Source organism: Nocardia sp. NPDC056564 (genome assembly GCF_042793755.1).
Classification (GTDB): domain Bacteria; phylum Actinomycetota; class Actinomycetes; order Mycobacteriales; family Mycobacteriaceae; genus Nocardia.
Genome location: NZ_JBHTUR010000024.1, coordinates 42,028 through 59,563, shown reverse-complemented (window position 1 = coordinate 59,563; position 17,536 = coordinate 42,028). Strand labels below are relative to the sequence as shown.

Here is a 17,536-nt window from a genome sequence, read left to right as displayed (position 1 = left end):
TCAGTCCCGGCCTCGCCAGCCCGCCGGGTCGACGCCGCCGGGGATGGGGTCGGCGGGCGCGTAGGGCGCGCGGGTGAATACATAGCTCACCAGTTCCAGGCGCGTTGCCGTACCGTCCTGGCCGCGCCCGAAGCGCAGGCGTTCGCCGGCGTAGTAGCCGTCCAGGCCGGTCCAGGAGCCGTCGGGTTCGGAGCGGAACCGGGACTGCCTGCCGCCGTGCGCGAGCGCCTCGAGCTGGAGCAGGCCGTCGGCGCGCAGGCGCAGCGCGATCGAGGCGGTGCCCCAGTACCAGGTTCCGGTGAGCGCCAACAGGTTCGGGTCCACGGCGGGCGCGGGCAGCCATTCCTCGGGCAACGCCGGTTCGTGCTCGGCCAGGATGTCCAGCAGCGCGAGGTCCAGCTTGCCCCGGATGCCGCCGTAGGTGGTGTTGGACAGGAACAGCACGCCGGTGCGATCTTTGGGGTCGGCCCACACATTGGCGATGAAGCCGGGCATGGCGCCGCTGTGCCCGGCCAACCGGCGGCCCCGGTGGCGCCGCAGCTGGAAGCCGAGCCCGTATCCCATACTCCACTCGTCGCCGTCGTCGACCGTGGCGGGGTCCCGCATCTCCGCCAGGGTGTCGGCCGCGAGCACGTCGCCGGTGTCGCCGCCGACGAACGCCGCCCAGCGGGCGAGGTCCTGCACCGTGGACCACAGCTGACCGGCCGCGCCCATCGCGCCGTGGTCGTGTGCGGGTTCGGCGAGCACGACGTCCGCCCAGGGATGCACCGCGCACCCGGTGGCGTGCGGCGGCGCGGGCGACACCGTGGTGCGCGTCATGCCCAGCGGGACAAGCACTTCGGCGTGCAGCGCGGCGAACCAGCTGTGCCCGCGCAGCCGGGCGACCAACTCGCCGAGCGCGGCGAAGCCGACGTTCGAATAGTGGAACCGCCGGCCCGCGCGGTGCACCAGCGCCCGGCTGTCCGCGTCGCCGTCCAGGCTGTCGGCCAGTTCGGCCCAGTCGCCGCCCGCGGTGCGCTCCCACCATTCGCCGGGCGACTCCGCGCGCAGGCCCGCGGTGTGCGAGAGGAGCTGAGCGACCGTCCGGTCTCCCAGCGGTGCGCCGGGCACATGCTTGGCCACCGGATCAGCCAGGTCGAGCTTGCCCTCGTCGCGCAGTCGTAGCACCACGGTGGCCACCATCGACTTGGTGATCGAGCCGATGCGGTACTGCGTATCGGTCGTCGGAAGGTGCCCGTCGACGCGGCCTCTGGCGCCGGACCACACGAGCGCGCCCTCGCGCACCACCGCGGCGATGAGCGACGGCACGCGGTATTCCGCCTGCTCGACGGCGACCCGATGCAACAACGCCCGCTCGGTCGAGGGCAACAGCATTGCGTGACTTCCCTTCACTCACCCGGCAACGCGTACCGCCACCATGGCCCGCCTACGTCGTCCCCAGGGTATCGCCGGGCCCGGCGATACCCTGGTGTGGCCGGTCGGCGCAGGCCCGAATCCGCCCGCCTCCACCGTCACTCGACGGCGGAGGCGGGCATCGGGTCATCGATGGCGGGTGATCACCACGGGCTTGATCTCGGTGGGGACGCCGGCGAAGGCGGAGACCGGGATCCCGAAGGATGCGGCGAGGACCTCCCTGGGCAGGGAGTTGAGCGTGCCGACGATGCCGATGTCGTCGTTGGGCTCACCCGCGCTGGTGTTGAACATGACGAGCACGTCCAAAGGCGTATCGGCGCTGGCATTTTCGAAGTAGTGGAAGTATCCCTGCGGGGCGAAGACCAGATCGCCCTGCCCGGCTTCGAACACGTCGTTGTGGTAGGTGCCGTCCGGATGCGTCCCCAGAATGGACCACTTCGCCCGGCCCGCGATGATGAAGTTCAGCTCCCAGGCCGAGGGATGCCAGTGCGGCTCCCGGATACCGCCGCCGTCGAGATGGACGAAGTACACCGATCCCTTCTGCCCCTTCAACACCGGGAAATTGTCTTCGTTGGCGCCTTGCAGATAACCGCCGTCGTGCATGGCACGTTCCGATGCCGTCAGCTTGAACAGATGCGGCGCGTTGTTGAGGTTGCTGTCCACAGCGCCCTCGTTCCCGAGCCCGTCCGGCGCCGCGGGACTCGCCGCCGCCGCCCCGACCAGGCCGCCGCCCAGTGCCGCCGCGCCCACGGCGACCACACCGGTGCCGATCAGTGCCCGGCGGCCGATCGCGCCATTGTCGTTGTCCTGCTTCACATTCACGTCGTCAGTCATGTCGCCGTCTCTCCCGAAGCATCAGTCACACACGGATTTAGTTAGCACCTCTAAAGTTCAAGCTAACCCGGTCACGCGCACCCAGCCAGGTGACACCCGCCACAGTCGCACACGCCGCCGATGACTGCCCGCATACACGCCGCGCGGCCCGCAAATCCCTTGCGTGTCAACCCTTCCCGCCGTCGCACCAACCTGGCCGCAGCGTCAGGGTTAGGCCGCCGCACCGGCGGTGCCCGGAATCCGCGGCTCGGTCTGGCTGGCCGGCGTGGCGGCCGCGATGTTCTTTCTGTGGCACGTGGCCGTTCCACTGACGGCGATGACCGCGCTGGGCGGCCTGGCCTTCGGCACCGTGCTCACGCTCCCCTACCTGGTGGACCGGCTGCTCGCGCCGCGGCTGGGCACGGTCGCGCGCCTACTGTTGCTTCCGATGACGTTGGCGGCGTGCGAGTTCCTGCTCGGGGTGTTCGGCCCGTTCGGCACCGTCTACGGCCTGCTCGCCGACACCCAGTACACGAATGCCGCTCTGCTGCAAATGATCTCGGCGTCCGGCCCATACTCGGTCGGGTTCCTCGTCGGCGGACTCGCCACCGTCGTCAACGATCTGTGGGAGCGTCCCCGGTCGTGGCGCGCCACCCGCACGCCCGGCGTCTACGTGGCCGTGCTCGGCGTCGTAATCGTCGGCGGCAGCGCACGTTTGGCGTTCTTCCCGGTATCGACCGCGCAGACCGTGCGCATCGCCGGGATCAACCCGAGCATGACGGCGATGGCTGCGCAGATGAGCGGGAATCGACGGCGGTCATCGACGGCCTGTTCGACGGCACCCGGCGGGCCGCCCGAGCGGGCGCGAAAATCGCGCTGTGGTCGGAGAACGCGGCCAGAATCTCGGTGCCGGGCGAGCCGGCTTCCTCGCCGCCGCGCAGACCCTGGCCCGGCAGGAGCAGATCTATCTGAACGTCGCCGTGCACGTCTACCTGCCGACCGCACCCTACGGCCGTGACGAGACTCATTTCCTCGCACCGGACGGCGCGATCCTGTGGACCTACCAGAAGTCCCACCCGATCCCGGGCCTGGAGACCTACACCCCGGGTGACGGCAAGGTCCCGGTGGCGGACACGCCATACGCCACCAAGGACACCACCGTCGATCACGACCCGTGGATCGTGGACGTGCCGATCCACGGCACCACGACGCTCTACCGGCTCACCGGCGACCTCTTCGCCTGGCTGTGCCTGGGCGGCACGATCGCCCTGATCGCGGCCGGAATCGGACTGCGCCCCAAGGCCTTCCGGACGGCACGTGCCGATGGTCGGGTGCCGTCACGAGATCATGGGGTCCACGGGTCCGAGTAGGCGCGGTAGGTGCCGAACGGGAGGGTCGCGTCGTAGACCAGTTCGCCGACCGGGGAGAACTCGGAAATGCGTGGCACGACGCCCCAGCTGACCAGTGTGTTCCCGTTCGGCAGGCCCTGCGCGTTGCCCATCGCCACGGTGACCAGCCCACTGGGATGAGTCTGGTTGCGTACCAACGTCGCTCGCCGGGCGTCGAGGTCGAGACGGATCCATTGCACGCCGGACGGACCGAGCGTGCTCGGCCCGCTGGAATTGTTGTCGAACAGCCGCAGCGTTGCCGGGTCGCTGAATTCCGCGTCGTGCTGAAAGCCGAACTGAACGCCCGGCCCCAGTTCGAAGCTGGAGTTCTGGCCGCCGAGTTGCCAGTTGATCGCACCGGTCCGGATATCGATGTCGTAGACCGCCGAGGTGTTGCGCAGGGAGACGACCAGGTCGCCCGCCGGGTCCAGCGCGATCGAATTCATATGGTAGGGGTCATAACTCGTGTTGCCGGGGAGCAGACCCGGCACCAGGGTGTCGGTCAGCGGGATGTGCGCCGCGGCGCTCCACTGGAACAGCACCTCGTTCGTCGCGACGTCGACCACCGAGGCGATGCAGTCGAACATCGTGCCGTCCCTCGGGCCACCGATCGCGGTGAGGTCGGCGGCGACCTCCCGGTACGCGGTGATCAGGGCGCGGCCGTCGGGGGTGAGCCGGAATTCGTGTACATCGGAACTGAGCCCCGGACCGGGCGTGACGGTGGCGATGATCCGATAGTGGTCGTCGGCGAGGTAATCGACGCCGGAGCCGTGCCCGCCGACGGTCGTGCCCTGCCACCAGGTCAGCACCGGTTGGCCCCGATAGGTCTGGGTACGGAAGTTCGCCACCCCCAGGCCGGGAGGTGGTGTGTAGCGCCAGATCTCGCGGCCGGAGCGATCCGCGATCACGTTGGCGGGCGCACCGCCCGGCAACCCGGCAAGTGCCGCACCGACCGCGGGGACCAGCGCCGCCGCGCTCACACCGGCGGTGTAGAAGATGTACGCCGGGGCGTTGCCCGATCGATCCACCTCGACCGTGTAGGACGCCGTCCCGATCGGCGGAGTCGGCAGCAACGGCAGGCTCGCCGCCGCGGGCATCGCCACTCCCACGAACAGCGAAACAGCGGCCACCACAATAAGAATGAAGCGAACCGGCCCGAAACGACTCATCTTCCTGGTGCCTCTGTGCGATTGATCAGTTTTATCCAGCGCAAGGGCGACACCGGCCGCGAGCGGCAAATATCGCGTGAACCATGTACTTTACCGCGCCCCGACGACTACCGCGGCGGTTGCCGCGAAGTCGCCCATGCCGATCCGGAGGTGTCGCCATGAGCACTGACCCCGCTGTCATCAACCCCGATCTGTATCGGGTGATCTTCGAGAATGAACGCGTGCGCGTCCTCGAATACCGCGACCGGTCCGGCGACCGGACCCAGCCGCATGATCACCCGGACAGCGTGCTGTATCCCTTGACGTCGTTTCGCCGCCGGATCACCGCCGACGGCAGGCAGGTGGAGGCCGCCCTCACGCAAGGGCAGGTGCGCTGGGTCGGTGCGCGGGAGCACTCCGGCGAGAACATCGGCGACACCGAAACACACGCGCTGTTCATCGAATTGAAGGAAGCACCGCCCGGCCGGACCGACTCCGTGCTGGGTCCGAGCTCCGCCTGACGGTGCGGCCGGGCCGATGGGCGGTCATCGCCCCCACAGCGATTCGTCGATCGGGCCGGTACCCAGGTCTGCGACGAAGTCGGTGGCGATCCGGCCGACGAGCGCACGATCGACTCCCCCGCACCGATTCACCGACGCGTGGATGCGGCCATAGGCCTCGACGACGTTGACGCCGATGAAGGCCGGCCCCGGCGGTGCGATCGAGACCGTGATCCGCGGTGGCGCCGACCCTGCGGGCGGCGGGGCGGTCGACCACCTGGTCCCGTACGACATCATCAGGCGGACAGGCCCGTCCGCGCGCGCCGATGGCCGACCGGAGCCATGCGTCCGCGCGCGCTGCACGGCCCGGCCGAAGATGAGCAGCGGCAGCCCGCTGTCGACGATGCCGCCGATCCGCGCGCTCAGCTCGGTCGGGGTGTCCGAGTCCAGGATCGGCACGGACTTCGACCAGCTGAAGTTGCCGTCGACCGGCCCGCGGTCGGCAAGATAGCGCCGCAGGTCGACCATGAAGACCACCGTGCCGTCGACCTGGAGCCCATGATGTCGGCACAGCAGCAGTGCCCGCAGGGTCATGATCGACATGACCGACGCCGCCGATCCCCGCGCCGCACGAAACCGCCGAACCCCCTGCGCAAACGACGCGGAACTGGTGGCCGCCACCGTCGTCGTGCCGGACGGCGGACCGGCGACGTGCACCACCTTCTCGGTGCCGCCGGTGCGCAGGCGCCCCAGCTGCCGGTGGATCGAGACTGCCTGCGGCAGCTTCGATCCGGGGCGGCAGAAGGTGGCCAGCAGTCCGCGGGTCAGCGGGCCTGCGCACCGATCGGCGCCGAAGTCTGGTCGATTGTCCTGCGCCAGCAGCCATCCCACGAAATCCCAGCTGGCCGTGCCGTCACCCAGCGCGTGCGAGTAGTAGAGCCGCGCCCAGTCGCCGCCGAGGGTGAGCCGGAACGGTAACCCGCGCAGATCGCGCGTATCCGGCAACGACGAGCCGTCCGCCGGACCGCCCTCCGCAGAGCTCCGCACCAGCGCTTCCAGGAACGCGGCCGCCCACTCGTGCGCCGGCCGTCCGGTCCGGCCCCGCTCCACATCCAGTAACCGCACCCGGACGTCGTCCGGGTGCGCGACGCTCCACTCGGCGAGCCGACTGCGCACCTCCTCGACCTCGGGCACGACGATCGACCGGATCACCTTGAGCACCGGCACCCGGCACCACAGGCGATCACGAGGCCGGAGCGGATGGATATCCACCGCCGGCCAGCCGGCAATGAATCCGGTACCGGCGGTCCGTCCGGGTCGAAAACCCGGTCGACGGTGCACGTTCACAACGCACAGCATGATCTCGCCGGCCGGTTCCGGTCGCGAAATCTGACCACCCGGCAAACTTTTCGCTTATTCTATCGGTTCTTACCGCGCCGCTCCGACGACCGCCGCCGTCGCCGCGGCGTCACCCACGGTGATCCGGATTCCGGTGGAACAGTGTTTCACCTGGATGCCGTCGCGGGTGAACACCGCGCGAAGCCGGTCGAGTTCGGCCGGAGCGCAACCGGAGAGATAGACGAAGTTCGCGGCGCTGGTCGGGACGCGATAGCCGAGCTCGCGCAGGCCGGAGGTGAGCCGCCCGCATTCCCGGGTGATGGTTTCGGTGCGCAGGGCCAGCTCGTCCTCCGCCGCGTAACAGGCGCGGACACCGGCCTCGGCCAGGGCGGTCATGCCGAACGGCAACTGCCAGCGGCGGATTCGCCCGATCGTCGGCGCCGAGCCGAAGGCGTAGCCGACGCGCAGCGCGGCCAGACCGTAGGCCTTGGAGAAGGTGCGCGTCACCACCAGATTGGGATGTCGATCGACCAGCACGCCGGTGTCCACGCGGTCGGCGGACGGCACGAAGTCGATGTACGCCTCGTCGAAGACGACGGTGACCGACGGATCGGTGCGGGCGAGGAACTCGGCGAGCGCACCGTGCCCGACGCAGGTTCCGGTCGGGTTGTGCGGACTGCACAGCACGACCACCGCCGTGCGCTCGTCGACGGCGGCCGACATGGCCGCCAGATCCTGGTGCCCCTCCGGCGTCAAGGGGACTTCCACCACCCGGCCGCCGACCGTGCCGGTCAGCAGCGGATAGCCGTCGAAGGTCGGCGTGGCCATCACCACCCCGGCGCCCGGCGCGACGAACTCCTGCAGGATGTGCATGATCACGCCGGTCGCGCCCGCGCCGACCACGACCCGCTCCGCCGGGTAACCGTGCCGTTGCGCGATCAGCCCGGGCAGCCTGCGCGGCAGGAACTCCGGATAGCGGTTCGCGGCGACCAGCGCGCCGGTCAACGCCGCCCGCACCGAAGGCAGTGGGCCATAAGGGTTCTCGTTGAGCGCGAGCTGATGACCGAGTTGCACAGTTCGCACGGCCCTCAGCGTCCGCCCCAGCGCACCGCGGCGGCCGCGGCGAAGTCTCCGGCGTGCGCGAAGCCGGCGAACATGACCAGCGAACCGGCGGGCACCCGCCCCGCCTCGACGGCCTGATCGAACGTCACGGGCATGCCCGCCGCGAACAGGTTTCCGCACTCGTCGAAGGTGTCGGGATGCTTCTCCACCGGCAGTTGCAGGGCATCACGCCAGTTGCGCAGGAACGCCCGGTTCGGCTGATTGGTCACCAGCACGTCCAAGTCCTGCGGCCGCACGCCGATGCGCCCGCACACCGCGTGCGCCGCCTCCGGGACGATACGGTTGCCGCGCGCAAGGACTTTCGCGATCTTCGACTCGGTGAAGCCGACGTGGATCTGGCCGTCACCGGCCTCCCAATACTTGCGCGGCGGATCGGCGACCACGGTCATCTGCCCGGCGAATTCCGGGAGGTGCCGAGTCTCGATGTCGAGAATCGGTGAGTCGTCCGACTTCACCAGCAACCCGACACCTGCCCCGTCCCCGGGAATGGCGGCCTGCGGCTTGCCTCGCACCTGTTCCTGGGTGAAGACCTGTCCGGCGGCGTTCTGCACGGTCACGATCAGCGCGGAGCGTGCGTCGCTGCTCGCCATCAGCCGGCTGGCCAGCTTCATGGCGTGGATGAACGCGGCGCATCCCCCGTTGTGCAGGTCGATCAGCCACTCCGGGGTGATCCCCAACCGAGCCGCGATCTCTCCCCCGTTGCCCACGATGAAGGTCTCCGGCAGCTGGGTGTGCACGATCAGAATGTCCACCTCGTCGAGCAATTCGTCGCCCCGCCGCGCCAACATCGGAGCGATGGCTTGCTCGGCCATATCCGCCGGTGTCTCGCCAGGGGCGAGGTGCCTGCGAAACGACGGCGCCTTGAACATGGCGCCCGAGTCGGCGTCGTCGGGGTCGGCGTAGCGCCGGAAATAGTCCGCGGCGACGCGGTTTTTCGGCAGGTAGCTGGAGACGTCGGCGAGGCTGATCGTGCCGGTGCTCATCAGCTCATCCATTCCGGCTTGATCGGCAGGCCCTTGGCATGGCGGTGTTCGCAGATCGCCTTGAGATTGGCCAGTTCCAACCGATGGCCCGCGTAGAAGATGTTCCAGAAATCGCCCACCCAGACCGGGCGCTCCGGCGGCGCGGTGCCGGGATAGCCGTTCTCGTCGTAGAACGGGTGATGGCAATTGGTCCACAGGACAACCGATCCCGGCTTGTTCAGCACCACCTGCGCGTCGGCGACCCGCATCATATAGATCATCCAGAGGTGCGCGGGTTGATCCCAGGCACAGTGGTAGTCCACGGTGCGCGCGGCGGCATTGGCGACGGTGCGGGTGTAGATCCGGGTGTTGTCGCCGATCCGGTCGTCGGACACCCACAGACCCGGCTCGCCGGTCTGCTCGAAACCCCGCATGCTGTAGGTCCATTCGCACAAACTGCGCGTGTCGGACAGATAGTCGAATACCTCGTCCGGCGGCGCCGCGACATACTCGTGCACGGTGCAGAACTCCCCGTACACATCGTCGTGCGGGTACACCGCACGGGTCATGTCGAGGACGATCGGCATCGCTTGTTTCAGTGGGATGTCCTCGACTCGGTACACGCCGGGCACATCGATGTCCGGCGCCTCGATCGGCTCGGCCGTGATCGCGGTCGGTGCGGTGTCGGTCATGCGGAGAGCTCCTTGAGAAATGGGGCGAACGGAGGTATTTCGTCGGGGTCGCAGAGGATTTCGATGAACACGGGTCCGGACGCGTCGCGCGTTTCGTCCAGCGCGGCTTCGAGGGATGCGCGCGTGTCGGTGGAGTAGGCGGGGAGATGCGGGAACATCGCGGCGACCGCGGCGCCGATGCGCGCGGGGCCGAAGCGGTTGTAGGTGTAATCGCCGGAGTAGTACAGCTGTTCGCGGGTCACGCACATCGCGTGCGCGTTGTTGTTGAAGATCACGAAGGTCACCGGCACGTGATGCTCCACGGCGGTGTGGACTTCGTGGCCGTGCATGAAATAGGCGCCGTCGCCCGCGATCACGAACGTCCGGCGGCGACGACCGAGCGCGCTGCCGATGCCGGCGCCGAACGCGTAACCCATGCCGCCCATGCCGAGCGCGATGAGGAAGCGGCCATCGGCAGGCACCGGCAGGTGGTGTACCGCGGCCGCGCCGGTATTGCCCGCGTCGGCCACCACGTCCGTGCCGGGAACGAGCCTGGCATTGATCGCCTCCACCGCGTCGCGGTAGCGCACCCCCGGTCCCGGCGAGGGCGGAACGTCGAGTGCGCGCGCAGGAATCGGCCGGGGCGGTGCGTATCCCGGGTCCGGCGCCACCGCCGACGCCACCGCAGGCAGCCGGGTCCGCAGCGGCCCGCGCAGCCAGGCATGCGTCCGCACGAACGCCGGTTCGGCGCCCAGGTGCAGCACCCGCGGGCAATTCGCCAGGGCCGCTTCGAGTCCGGCCCTGGCCAGCACCGGCATCGGGGTGCCCACCAGCACGCACAGCGCGGCATCGGCGATCAGCTCGGCCATCCGCGGATGCCCCATGCTGCCCGTGAGCCCGGCGAACAGCGGATGGTCGTTCGGGAAGGCGTCCTTGGCATCCGGCGTCACCGCCACTGCGGCGCGCAACGCCCGGGCCAGGACGATCAGCTCGGCGCGGGCATCCGCGCGCGCGACTTCCGGTCCCGCGATGATCACCGTGGGACCACCGCCCGCGGCGGAACGGACCAGCGCGAGCGCCTCGTCATGCGCCTGGTCGAGCTCGTCGCAGACCAGGCTGTCGCCCGACAGCGGGCCGTTCAGCACAGCGGAGTCCGCCGCCGACAGCTCCTGTGCCTGAATATCCTTCGGCAACAACAACACCGCGGGGCCGCCTGTCTGTGCGGCCTGCATCGCGTCGAGGAGAGCGGCGGTGACATCCTGGGCGCTGGTGACCTTGACACAGAAGCGCGAGACCGAGCCGAACAGTCGTTCCGCATCGATCCGGCCGGACCCACCGCCGGTGTCCTGGAACGCCCCTCGGCCTTCGAGCGCGAGCGGCGGCTGGCCGATCAAGGCCAGCACCGGGATTCGAGAATCGAATGATTCCCCCAGCGCGGCAACGAGATTCAGTGCACCGCCACCCGACGTGGCCGCGACGACACCGAGCCGGTTGGTGCTGCGCGCATAGCCATCGGCCATCGTCGCGGCACCGAATTCGTGCTTGGCCACGATCCCGGTGATCGGCGCGGTACTGCGGTGCACCGCGTCGTAGATGTCCTCGATATTCGCGCCGCCGACGCCGAAGACGTGGTCGGTGCGGTCGGCGAGCACGTCGACAATGCGGTCGGCGACGGTGATTCGGGACTCGACGGCAGTTTCGCTCGCCGTTCCTAGAATTGATCGCGTGCGATTCATCGCCCACAATGTATCTGGGACAGTTCGGTTACGACAATGTGACGTACGTCATACTTCTTGGCAATTATCTTGCTGCGCAACAACTTTGAACAAGCGACCAGTTGTTGGTCGGATGACCAAACGAATCGGGCAGCGGCACAACAGGACCCGGCTCAACGAGACCGACCTCGCCGAGCCGGTGACCACATGCCGTACCGGCTCAGCCGATCACGGAGTTCATGATGGTGCCCGCGCTGGTCGCCACCGCACCGCCGGCCATCGCACTGGCGATCATCTTCGGCGACTGCAAACCGCCGCCGTTCCACTTCTCCCAGGCGAACCGCCCGCCGCCGTAGGTAATGGCGGTGATGCCGGAGAGTTGGACCAGCCAGGTGAAGTAGCGGCCCATTTGCATCAATTTATCCGCGAGCGGAGGCGCCTCCGGTGTGGGATTGCCGACCTCCGCAAGAACGGTGTCGTGTAACGCAGCCAGAATCATGCTCACGTTCATGCTCCTTTTCGCAGGCTGAGGTGGGTCCGGACACGAGGAATCGCGTGTGGCTCGCAAGACTCGAATATCGAAGAAAAACTCGTGACCTGGGCAATTCAACCTCATCAAGATCACGTATGCCCCGCGACACACCGCATAAACGACATACCGCCCAACAAGCGACCGACCGGTTTGCCACCCATCGCGCGACCGTTCCGGCGGCCGTTCCCGGAAATGATCAAGGAAACCGGAGGACTGCCCGTAAACCCACCTATATCCCGCCGAAGCACCGCATGCCAGGCGTTCGCTGGAATATCCTGGCGGGCACGTTTCGCAGTAGAAGTCGCCAGCCGTGGGCGACTCGGCGGCCACCGGAACCGACTCTCCGGGACCCGCCTCAGGAGGGAATCACCATGCCGGACAGCCAATCACCGACCGCCAACGGATTACCGACCAGGATCGACACCAGCGTCGCGCACGAGGCGCGCGTCTACGACTACTGGCTAGGCGGGCGAGACAATTACCCGGCCGATCGCGCCCTGGCCGACACCATCGCCGGCCACATCCCCGCCATCCGCACCATGGCCCGCGCCAACCGCGCGTTTCTCGGCCGCGCGGTCGACTGCCTGACCCGCGAGGCCGGGATCACCCAGTTCCTCGACATCGGCACCGGCATCCCCACCGCGGGCAATACGCACGAGGTGGCCCAGCGGCTCAATCCGGGAGCCCGGGTGGTCTACGTGGACAACGACCCCATCGTGCTCGCGCACGCCCGTGCCCTCATGTCGAGCAACCCGCAGGGCAAGACCGCGTTCATCCACGCCGACCTGCACGACCCGTACGGCATCCTGCGCGACGAATCCCTCGGCGCCACCCTCGACCTCACCCGGCCGGTCGGCATCATGCTGGTCGCGATCATGATGTATTTCCGCGACGAAGACGACCCGCACGGCATCATCGCCAACCTCCTGGACGCGGTGCCGTCCGGCAGCTACCTGGTGATCAGCCACCCCACCGCCGATTTCGACGAGCGGGCGATGTCCCGCGTGGTCGGCTCCGCCGAACAGGCGGGCATCACCTTCTACCCGCGCACCCACGCCGAGACCGAAACCCTCTTCGCCGGAACCGAACTCGTCGAGCCGGGGGTCGTGCCCGTGGTCACCTGGCATCCGGCGCCCGGCGACGCGCCCACCGACCCCGAATCCGCCTGGTACTGGGCGGGCATCGGCCGCAAGCCCTAGTCTGCGACCCGCACCACGACCTTGCCGAAGTTGCGGCCCTCGAGCATGCCGACGAACGCGGCCGGGGCGTTGTCCAGGCCCTCCGTGACGTCCTCGAGGTAGTTGACGCTGCCGTCGGCGATCCAGCCTGCCATGTCCCGCAGGAAGTCCGGGTACAGCTCGCGGACGAACTCGCTCTGGATGAAGCCGCGGATGGTGAGGCTCTTGATCAGGATCCGGCCGTAGAAGGCGGGCAACCGGTCCGGGCCGTCGGCGGCGCCCGCGGAGTTGTAGTTGGCGATGAGGCCGCAGACCGGAACACGCGCGTAGGTGTTGAGCAGCGGATACACCGCATCCGCGACCGTGCCCGCGACGTTTTCGAAGTAGACGTCGATGCCGTCCGGCACCGCGGCCTTCAGCTGCTCGGCGAAATCGGGGGCACGATGGTCGATCGCGGCGTCGAAACCGAACTCATCGATCAGATACGCGCACTTCTTCGGACCACCCGCGATGCCGACCGCGCGGGCGCCCTTGACCTTGGCGATCTGCCCGACCGCCGAACCGACCGGCCCGGTGGCGGCGGCGACCACGACGGTCTCCCCCGGCTTCGGCTGTCCGATCTTCAGCAGCCCGGAGTACGCGGTGAAGCCGGGCATACCGAGCACACCCAGCGCGGTCGACACCGGCGCCGTCCGGGGATCGAGCTTGCGCAGCGCGGACGCGTCCGCCACGTCGTGCGTCTGCCATCCCGAATACCCGAGCACCACATCGCCCTTGGTGAAATCGGAGGCGCGTGAATCGACCACCTCGGCCACCGTCCCGCCGACCATCACCGCGCCGATCTCGACCGGTTTCGCATACGACTCGGCCGCACTCATCCGGCCGCGCATGTACGGATCGAGGGACAGATACAACGTACGCAACAGCACCTGCCCCGCGTCGAGCGGCGGCAACTCCGCGGTTTCGGTGCGGAAATTCGCTGCGGTGGGTGCGCCCTCCGGGCGTGAAGCAAGCACGATTCTCGTCGTCTCGACCATGGATCCGAGCTTAGCCCCGGGCCCGCCGGGCTAACGGTGACGGCGATGGGACCGATAGGCGAGTGTCGGATAGTCCGACACAGCCTCACCATGCCCGATTTGCCGAGCCGACCGTTTCGTATACGACGACCACTTGCATAGGGAGTTTCTCTTGGCACGCCTAAGTCGCACCCGAGCCGCATTGACCATGACCACCGCCGGAATCGCGGTCCTGCTCACCGCGGGCACCGCCGCCGGACGGCCGATCGGGCCCTTCGATGTCGGCGGGGCGATCGAGGTCGAGTACGACCAGGCCGGCGGCGGTGCGGTCTTCGGCGACCCGGTCAATCCCGAATCCGACGCCGGCCGCGGCGGCAAGTACCAGGCCTTCGAGCGCAACGCCTCCATCTACTGGCATCCCGCGACCGGCGCGCACCAGATCGGCGGCGCGATCCGCGACAAATGGGGCAACCTCGGCTTCGAGAACGGCTTCCTCGGCTACCCCGTGACCAGGGAGCAGTCCACCCCGGCCAAACCCGGGCGCTACAACCATTTCCAGGGCGGCTCGATCTACTGGTCCATCGGCACCGCCGCGCATCAGGTCGGCGGCGCGATCCGGGAGAAGTGGAGTGCCTACGGCTGGGAGAACAGCCCGCTCGGCTTCCCGATCACCGACGAGGCCGCCGCCAAGAACAACGGCCGCTACAACCTGTTCGACGGCGGCGCCATCTACTGGTCCCCGGCCACCGGCGCACACGTGATCTGGGGCGCGATCCGCACGACCTGGGAGGCCAGGGCGGGCGTCAACGGCGGCTACGGCTATCCGACCAGCGACGAATACGACTACCAGAACGGCAAGGCACAGGACTTCCAGGGCGGCCGCATCACCTGGCAACCCTGACCCGCCCGGCGCGTGGGCCGATGCCGCATGCCATCATCGCCTACCAACGCTCCGCCCTGTCTTTGTCACCCGGTAAAGCCTGACTGAGGAGTTCTCTTGGCCCGCCTTCGTACCCACCGCCGCTCCAGCACCGCGACGCTGGCCACCGCGACCGTCGCGCTGGCGGTGCTGCTCACCGCGGGCACCGCGACCGCGCGCCCGATCGGCCCGTTCGAGGTCGGCGGCGCGATCGAGGCCGAATACGACGCGGCCGGCGGCGGCGGGGCGTTCGGCGACCCGACCGCACCCGAGGCCGACGCCGCCAATGGCGGCAAGTTCCAGACCTTCGACCGCAACGCCGCGATCTACTGGCACCCCGACACCGGCGCGCACGCGCTCACCGGCCCGATCCTGGACAAGTGGCGCGGACTCGGCGCGGAGACCGGCGGCCTGCGGTATCCCGTCACCAGCGAGCAGTCCACCCCGGCCAAGCCCGGCCGGTTCAGCCACTTCCAGGGCGGCTCGATCTACTGGTCCGTCGGCACCGCCGCCCATCAGGTGAGCGGCGTCATCCGGGACAAGTGGTACGCGCTCGGCGCGGAGAACAGCCCGCTCGGCTTCCCGGTCACCGACGAGGCGCCCGCCAAGGGCGGCGGCCGCTACAACCTGTTCAACGACGGCACGATCTATTGGTCGCAGAAGACCGGCGCGCACGCCGTCTGGGGTTCCATCCGCACCAGCTGGGAGGCCAGGGCCGGCGCCGATGGCATCTACGGCTACCCCACCGGCGACGAATACGATTTCGAGGGCGGCAAGGCGCAGGACTTCCAGGGCGGCCGAATCACCTGGCGCCCCTGACGGATTCGCCCGGATCAGACCTTCTTGCCGACGGCGCCGTAGAGCGAGATCCGCTTGTCGTAGCTCTGCGGCGGGGCGATGCCCTCGTTGCGCCAGCGGTGGATCACCTCGACGCCGGGCTCGACCAGTTCGAGTCCGGCGAAGAACTGGGCGACCTCGGCGCGCGAGCGCGGACGCACCGGGATGCCGCGGTCGGCGTAGACCTGCAACAGTCGCGCCATGCCCTGCGGATCCTGGTCCCCGTCGTCGAAATCCGTTGTGACATGGGACATCGCGAGGTACGAGCCCGGCGCCAGCGGCTCCAGCAGTGTCTTGACCATCTGGTAGACGTCACCGGGCACGAAATGCACCACGGCCATCAGGGATACCGCGATCGGCTGCGAAAGATCCAGTGTCGCAGCCAGTTCCGGCGCGGCGAGAATGGCCTCCGGTTCCGCGGCGTCGGCCTGGAGGTAGGCGGTGCGGCCCTCGGGCGAACTCACCAGCAGCGCCCGCGCGTGCGCGAGGACCAGCGGATCGTTGTCCACGTAGACGACCCGCGACTCGGGCGCCAGCTCCTGGGCGACCTGGTGCAGGTTCGGCTCGGTCGGGATGCCGGTGCCGATGTCGAGGAACTGCCGGATGCCCTGCCCGGTGAGGTAGCGGGTGGCGTGCCGCATGAACTCGCGATTGGTGCGGGCGGTCAGCTGAACGTGCGGAAAGTCTTGCAGCGCCTGCTCGGCGGCGATTCGGTCGGCATCGTAGGAGTCCTTGCCGCCGAGGAAATAGTCGTACATCCTGGCCGGATGCGCGATGTCGGTCTGCAGGTCGATCGGGCCGTCGGACACGCCGAAGTCTCCTTGCGCGTAGGAATCGGTACTAACGAGGTATACCGCATTCGGGCAACCGGCCAGTTGGGAAGTGCGCACGCCGGACCGGATCGAGCTGCTGTCATCGCGAACGATCAGGCCGGCTGGCCCATCTCGCTCGGGTACTCCGGTCGGCCGTCGGTGGCGGACACGGTCGGGTAGGCCGCGCGGAGTCGCTGGTGGGCGGCCGGTGTCGCACCGAGGTGATCGAGGCCGAGCAGGGCGGCCCCGAGAACCGGTGGGGCGACCACGATTCGGGGTTCGGCCAGGGGTGCGGCGGTGGTGAGCCTGCGCGTCACGTTGTCGATCAGCAGCGGTTGGCGGGCCGCGAGCACGCCGCCACCGAGGATGACCGGCGTCTGCTCGTCGAGCATGTCGAGTTTGCGCAGCACGACGAGCGCGAGCCGGGTGATCTCGTCCGCCTGGCGATCGATCAGGCGCAGGGCCGTCGGGTCGCCCGCCTCGGCCACGGTGAACAGCACGCGGACCAGCTCGTGCAGCCGCTTCTCCGGCAGTTCCCCGAGGTGGATCGCCTCGGCCACCGCGTTGGCGCCGGCCAGGCCGAAGTACTCGCCGATCGCCGCCGACAGCGCGGTCGGCTCGCCCCGTCCGTCCTCGGCGCGCGCGGCATGCCACATGGCCTCGGCCGCCATTCCGCCGCCGCCACCCCAATCACCGGTCAGCACACCGAGAGCCGGGAAACGCGCGGTGCGGCCGTCCGGCAGCAGTCCGACGCAGTTGATCCCCGCGCCGCAGACCACCGCCACCCCGCGCGGGCCGTCGGTGCCCGCGCGGAGCAGGCCGAAGGTGTCGTTGACCACGCCGACGGTCAGGCCCCACGGCCTGGCCGCGATGGCGGCATGGATCCGCTGCTCCTCGATCGGCAGGTCGACATTGGCCATACAGGCGCTGACCCGGGTGGTGAGGATGCCGCCGCGAGTCAGCCCGGCCTGCCGGGCAACCGATTCGACCAGCGGGCTGAGTCCCTCGATCGCCTTCCGCGCGCCGGTCCGATGCGGCTGATAACCGCCGCCACGCGCGGTCGCCAGGATCGCACCGTCGCGCCCGACCAGGGTCACATCGGTCTTGCTGTTGCCTGCGTCGATGGCCAGGACGCCCGGAACCTGTTCATTCTGTGGGAGTTTCATCAGACG

At 68.8% G+C, this 17,536-nt stretch carries 18 protein-coding genes; 5 read left to right on the top strand and 13 right to left on the bottom strand.

Annotated features, from left to right (window positions below; all coding sequences use genetic code 11):
* The 3 genes from ACFQ9K_RS38980 to ACFQ9K_RS38970 all read right to left on the bottom strand — a co-directional run bounded on the left by ACFQ9K_RS38980 (window position 1) and on the right by ACFQ9K_RS38970 (window position 2,604).
* The gene (locus tag ACFQ9K_RS38980) at window positions 1-1,374 is read right to left on the bottom strand and encodes a serine hydrolase domain-containing protein (RefSeq protein WP_378718231.1); all 1,374 of its coding nucleotides are present in this window, start codon (window positions 1,372-1,374) and stop codon (window positions 1-3) included.
* Window positions 1,375-1,539: 165 nt separating this feature from the next.
* Complete coding sequence (locus tag ACFQ9K_RS38975; protein WP_378718233.1) at window positions 1,540-2,247, bottom strand: cupin domain-containing protein; 708 nt, start codon at window positions 2,245-2,247, stop codon at window positions 1,540-1,542.
* Between the two features lie 210 nt (window positions 2,248-2,457).
* A complete protein-coding gene (locus ACFQ9K_RS38970; protein ID WP_378718234.1) occupies window positions 2,458-2,604 on the bottom strand; it encodes a hypothetical protein in 147 nt (48 codons plus the stop codon).
* A 500-nt stretch (window positions 2,605-3,104) separates the two neighbouring features.
* Here ACFQ9K_RS38970 and ACFQ9K_RS38965 point away from each other — a divergent pair, with 500 nt between their 5' ends.
* Complete coding sequence (locus tag ACFQ9K_RS38965; protein ID WP_378718235.1) at window positions 3,105-3,596, top strand: hypothetical protein; 492 nt, start codon at window positions 3,105-3,107, stop codon at window positions 3,594-3,596.
* Here the strand turns inward: ACFQ9K_RS38965 and ACFQ9K_RS38960 are convergent.
* Window positions 3,572-4,744 carry an arylsulfotransferase family protein gene (locus tag ACFQ9K_RS38960; RefSeq protein ID WP_378718237.1) on the bottom strand — a complete coding sequence of 391 codons (1,173 nt, stop codon included), beginning with the start codon at window positions 4,742-4,744 and terminating at the stop codon, window positions 3,572-3,574. The two genes, ACFQ9K_RS38965 and ACFQ9K_RS38960, sit on opposite strands and share 25 nt — an antisense overlap.
* A 197-nt stretch (window positions 4,745-4,941) precedes the next feature.
* On the opposite strand from ACFQ9K_RS38960, the gene ACFQ9K_RS38955 reads away from it, so the two are divergent.
* Window positions 4,942-5,283, top strand: coding sequence for a cytoplasmic protein (locus ACFQ9K_RS38955; protein ID WP_378718238.1), 342 nt, complete (start codon window positions 4,942-4,944; stop codon window positions 5,281-5,283).
* Window positions 5,284-5,307: 24 nt separating this feature from the next.
* On the opposite strand, the gene ACFQ9K_RS38950 is transcribed toward ACFQ9K_RS38955, so the two are convergent.
* The 6 genes from ACFQ9K_RS38950 to ACFQ9K_RS38925 form a co-directional block, all read right to left on the bottom strand.
* Window positions 5,308-6,489: a hypothetical protein gene (locus tag ACFQ9K_RS38950; RefSeq protein WP_378718239.1), complete on the bottom strand. Its 1,182-nt coding sequence runs from the start codon at window positions 6,487-6,489 to the stop codon at window positions 5,308-5,310.
* A 201-nt stretch (window positions 6,490-6,690) separates the two neighbouring features.
* Window positions 6,691-7,683 carry a pyridoxal phosphate-dependent aminotransferase gene (locus ACFQ9K_RS38945; protein ID WP_378718240.1) on the bottom strand — a complete coding sequence of 331 codons (993 nt, stop codon included), beginning with the start codon at window positions 7,681-7,683 and terminating at the stop codon, window positions 6,691-6,693.
* A 5-nt stretch (window positions 7,684-7,688) separates the two neighbouring features.
* Window positions 7,689-8,705, bottom strand: coding sequence for a 3-oxoacyl-ACP synthase III family protein (locus ACFQ9K_RS38940; RefSeq protein WP_378718242.1), 1,017 nt, complete (start codon window positions 8,703-8,705; stop codon window positions 7,689-7,691).
* A complete protein-coding gene (locus tag ACFQ9K_RS38935) occupies window positions 8,705-9,376 on the bottom strand; it encodes an SRPBCC family protein (protein WP_378718243.1) in 672 nt (223 codons plus the stop codon). The genes ACFQ9K_RS38940 and ACFQ9K_RS38935 overlap by 1 nt, the downstream gene beginning before the upstream one ends.
* Complete coding sequence (locus ACFQ9K_RS38930; protein ID WP_378718245.1) at window positions 9,373-11,091, bottom strand: thiamine pyrophosphate-binding protein; 1,719 nt, start codon at window positions 11,089-11,091, stop codon at window positions 9,373-9,375. The genes ACFQ9K_RS38935 and ACFQ9K_RS38930 overlap by 4 nt, the downstream gene beginning before the upstream one ends.
* 199 nt (window positions 11,092-11,290) lie before the next feature.
* Window positions 11,291-11,569 carry a hypothetical protein gene (locus tag ACFQ9K_RS38925; protein ID WP_150407093.1) on the bottom strand — a complete coding sequence of 93 codons (279 nt, stop codon included), beginning with the start codon at window positions 11,567-11,569 and terminating at the stop codon, window positions 11,291-11,293.
* Between the two features lie 404 nt (window positions 11,570-11,973).
* Here ACFQ9K_RS38925 and ACFQ9K_RS38920 point away from each other — a divergent pair, with 404 nt between their 5' ends.
* A complete protein-coding gene (locus ACFQ9K_RS38920) occupies window positions 11,974-12,801 on the top strand; it encodes an SAM-dependent methyltransferase (protein ID WP_378718246.1) in 828 nt (275 codons plus the stop codon).
* Here ACFQ9K_RS38920 and ACFQ9K_RS38915 read toward each other — a convergent pair.
* On the bottom strand, window positions 12,798-13,817 hold the full coding sequence (locus ACFQ9K_RS38915; RefSeq protein WP_378718248.1) for an NADP-dependent oxidoreductase: 1,020 nt from the start codon (window positions 13,815-13,817) through the stop codon (window positions 12,798-12,800). The two genes, ACFQ9K_RS38920 and ACFQ9K_RS38915, sit on opposite strands and share 4 nt — an antisense overlap.
* A 151-nt stretch (window positions 13,818-13,968) precedes the next feature.
* Here ACFQ9K_RS38915 and ACFQ9K_RS38910 point away from each other — a divergent pair, with 151 nt between their 5' ends.
* Together ACFQ9K_RS38910 and ACFQ9K_RS38905 are read left to right on the top strand one after the other, a co-directional pair.
* Window positions 13,969-14,697 carry an LGFP repeat-containing protein gene (locus ACFQ9K_RS38910; protein WP_378718250.1) on the top strand — a complete coding sequence of 243 codons (729 nt, stop codon included), beginning with the start codon at window positions 13,969-13,971 and terminating at the stop codon, window positions 14,695-14,697.
* Between the two features lie 96 nt (window positions 14,698-14,793).
* Window positions 14,794-15,534 (top strand): LGFP repeat-containing protein, encoded by a 741-nt coding sequence (locus ACFQ9K_RS38905; protein ID WP_378718251.1) that lies wholly within the window; start codon window positions 14,794-14,796, stop codon window positions 15,532-15,534.
* Between the two features lie 14 nt (window positions 15,535-15,548).
* Here ACFQ9K_RS38905 and ACFQ9K_RS38900 read toward each other — a convergent pair whose 3' ends face one another.
* Both ACFQ9K_RS38900 and ACFQ9K_RS38895 read right to left on the bottom strand, forming a co-directional pair.
* Entirely contained in the window at window positions 15,549-16,361 is an 813-nt protein-coding gene (locus ACFQ9K_RS38900; protein WP_378718252.1) for an SAM-dependent methyltransferase, read from the bottom strand.
* Between the two features lie 116 nt (window positions 16,362-16,477).
* On the bottom strand, window positions 16,478-17,530 hold the full coding sequence (locus ACFQ9K_RS38895) for an N-acetylglucosamine kinase (protein WP_378718253.1): 1,053 nt from the start codon (window positions 17,528-17,530) through the stop codon (window positions 16,478-16,480).
* Between the last annotated feature and the right edge of the window lie 6 nt (window positions 17,531-17,536).

Excerpts from the sequence above, each read along its gene's own strand:
- ACFQ9K_RS38980 (WP_378718231.1), bottom strand. The coding sequence starts at position 1,374 with ATGCTGTTGCCCTCGACCGAGCGGGCGTTGTTGCATCGGGTCGCCGTC.
- ACFQ9K_RS38975 (WP_378718233.1), bottom strand. The coding sequence starts at position 2,247 with ATGACTGACGACGTGAATGTGAAGCAGGACAACGACAATGGCGCGATC.
- ACFQ9K_RS38955 (WP_378718238.1), top strand. The coding sequence starts at position 4,942 with ATGAGCACTGACCCCGCTGTCATCAACCCCGATCTGTATCGGGTGATC.
- ACFQ9K_RS38940 (WP_378718242.1), bottom strand. The coding sequence starts at position 8,705 with ATGAGCACCGGCACGATCAGCCTCGCCGACGTCTCCAGCTACCTGCCG.
- ACFQ9K_RS38935 (WP_378718243.1), bottom strand. The coding sequence starts at position 9,376 with ATGACCGACACCGCACCGACCGCGATCACGGCCGAGCCGATCGAGGCG.
- ACFQ9K_RS38930 (WP_378718245.1), bottom strand. The coding sequence starts at position 11,091 with ATGAATCGCACGCGATCAATTCTAGGAACGGCGAGCGAAACTGCCGTC.
- ACFQ9K_RS38925 (WP_150407093.1), bottom strand. The coding sequence starts at position 11,569 with ATGATTCTGGCTGCGTTACACGACACCGTTCTTGCGGAGGTCGGCAAT.
- ACFQ9K_RS38920 (WP_378718246.1), top strand. The coding sequence starts at position 11,974 with ATGCCGGACAGCCAATCACCGACCGCCAACGGATTACCGACCAGGATC.
- ACFQ9K_RS38915 (WP_378718248.1), bottom strand. The coding sequence starts at position 13,817 with ATGGTCGAGACGACGAGAATCGTGCTTGCTTCACGCCCGGAGGGCGCA.
- ACFQ9K_RS38895 (WP_378718253.1), bottom strand. The coding sequence starts at position 17,530 with ATGAAACTCCCACAGAATGAACAGGTTCCGGGCGTCCTGGCCATCGAC.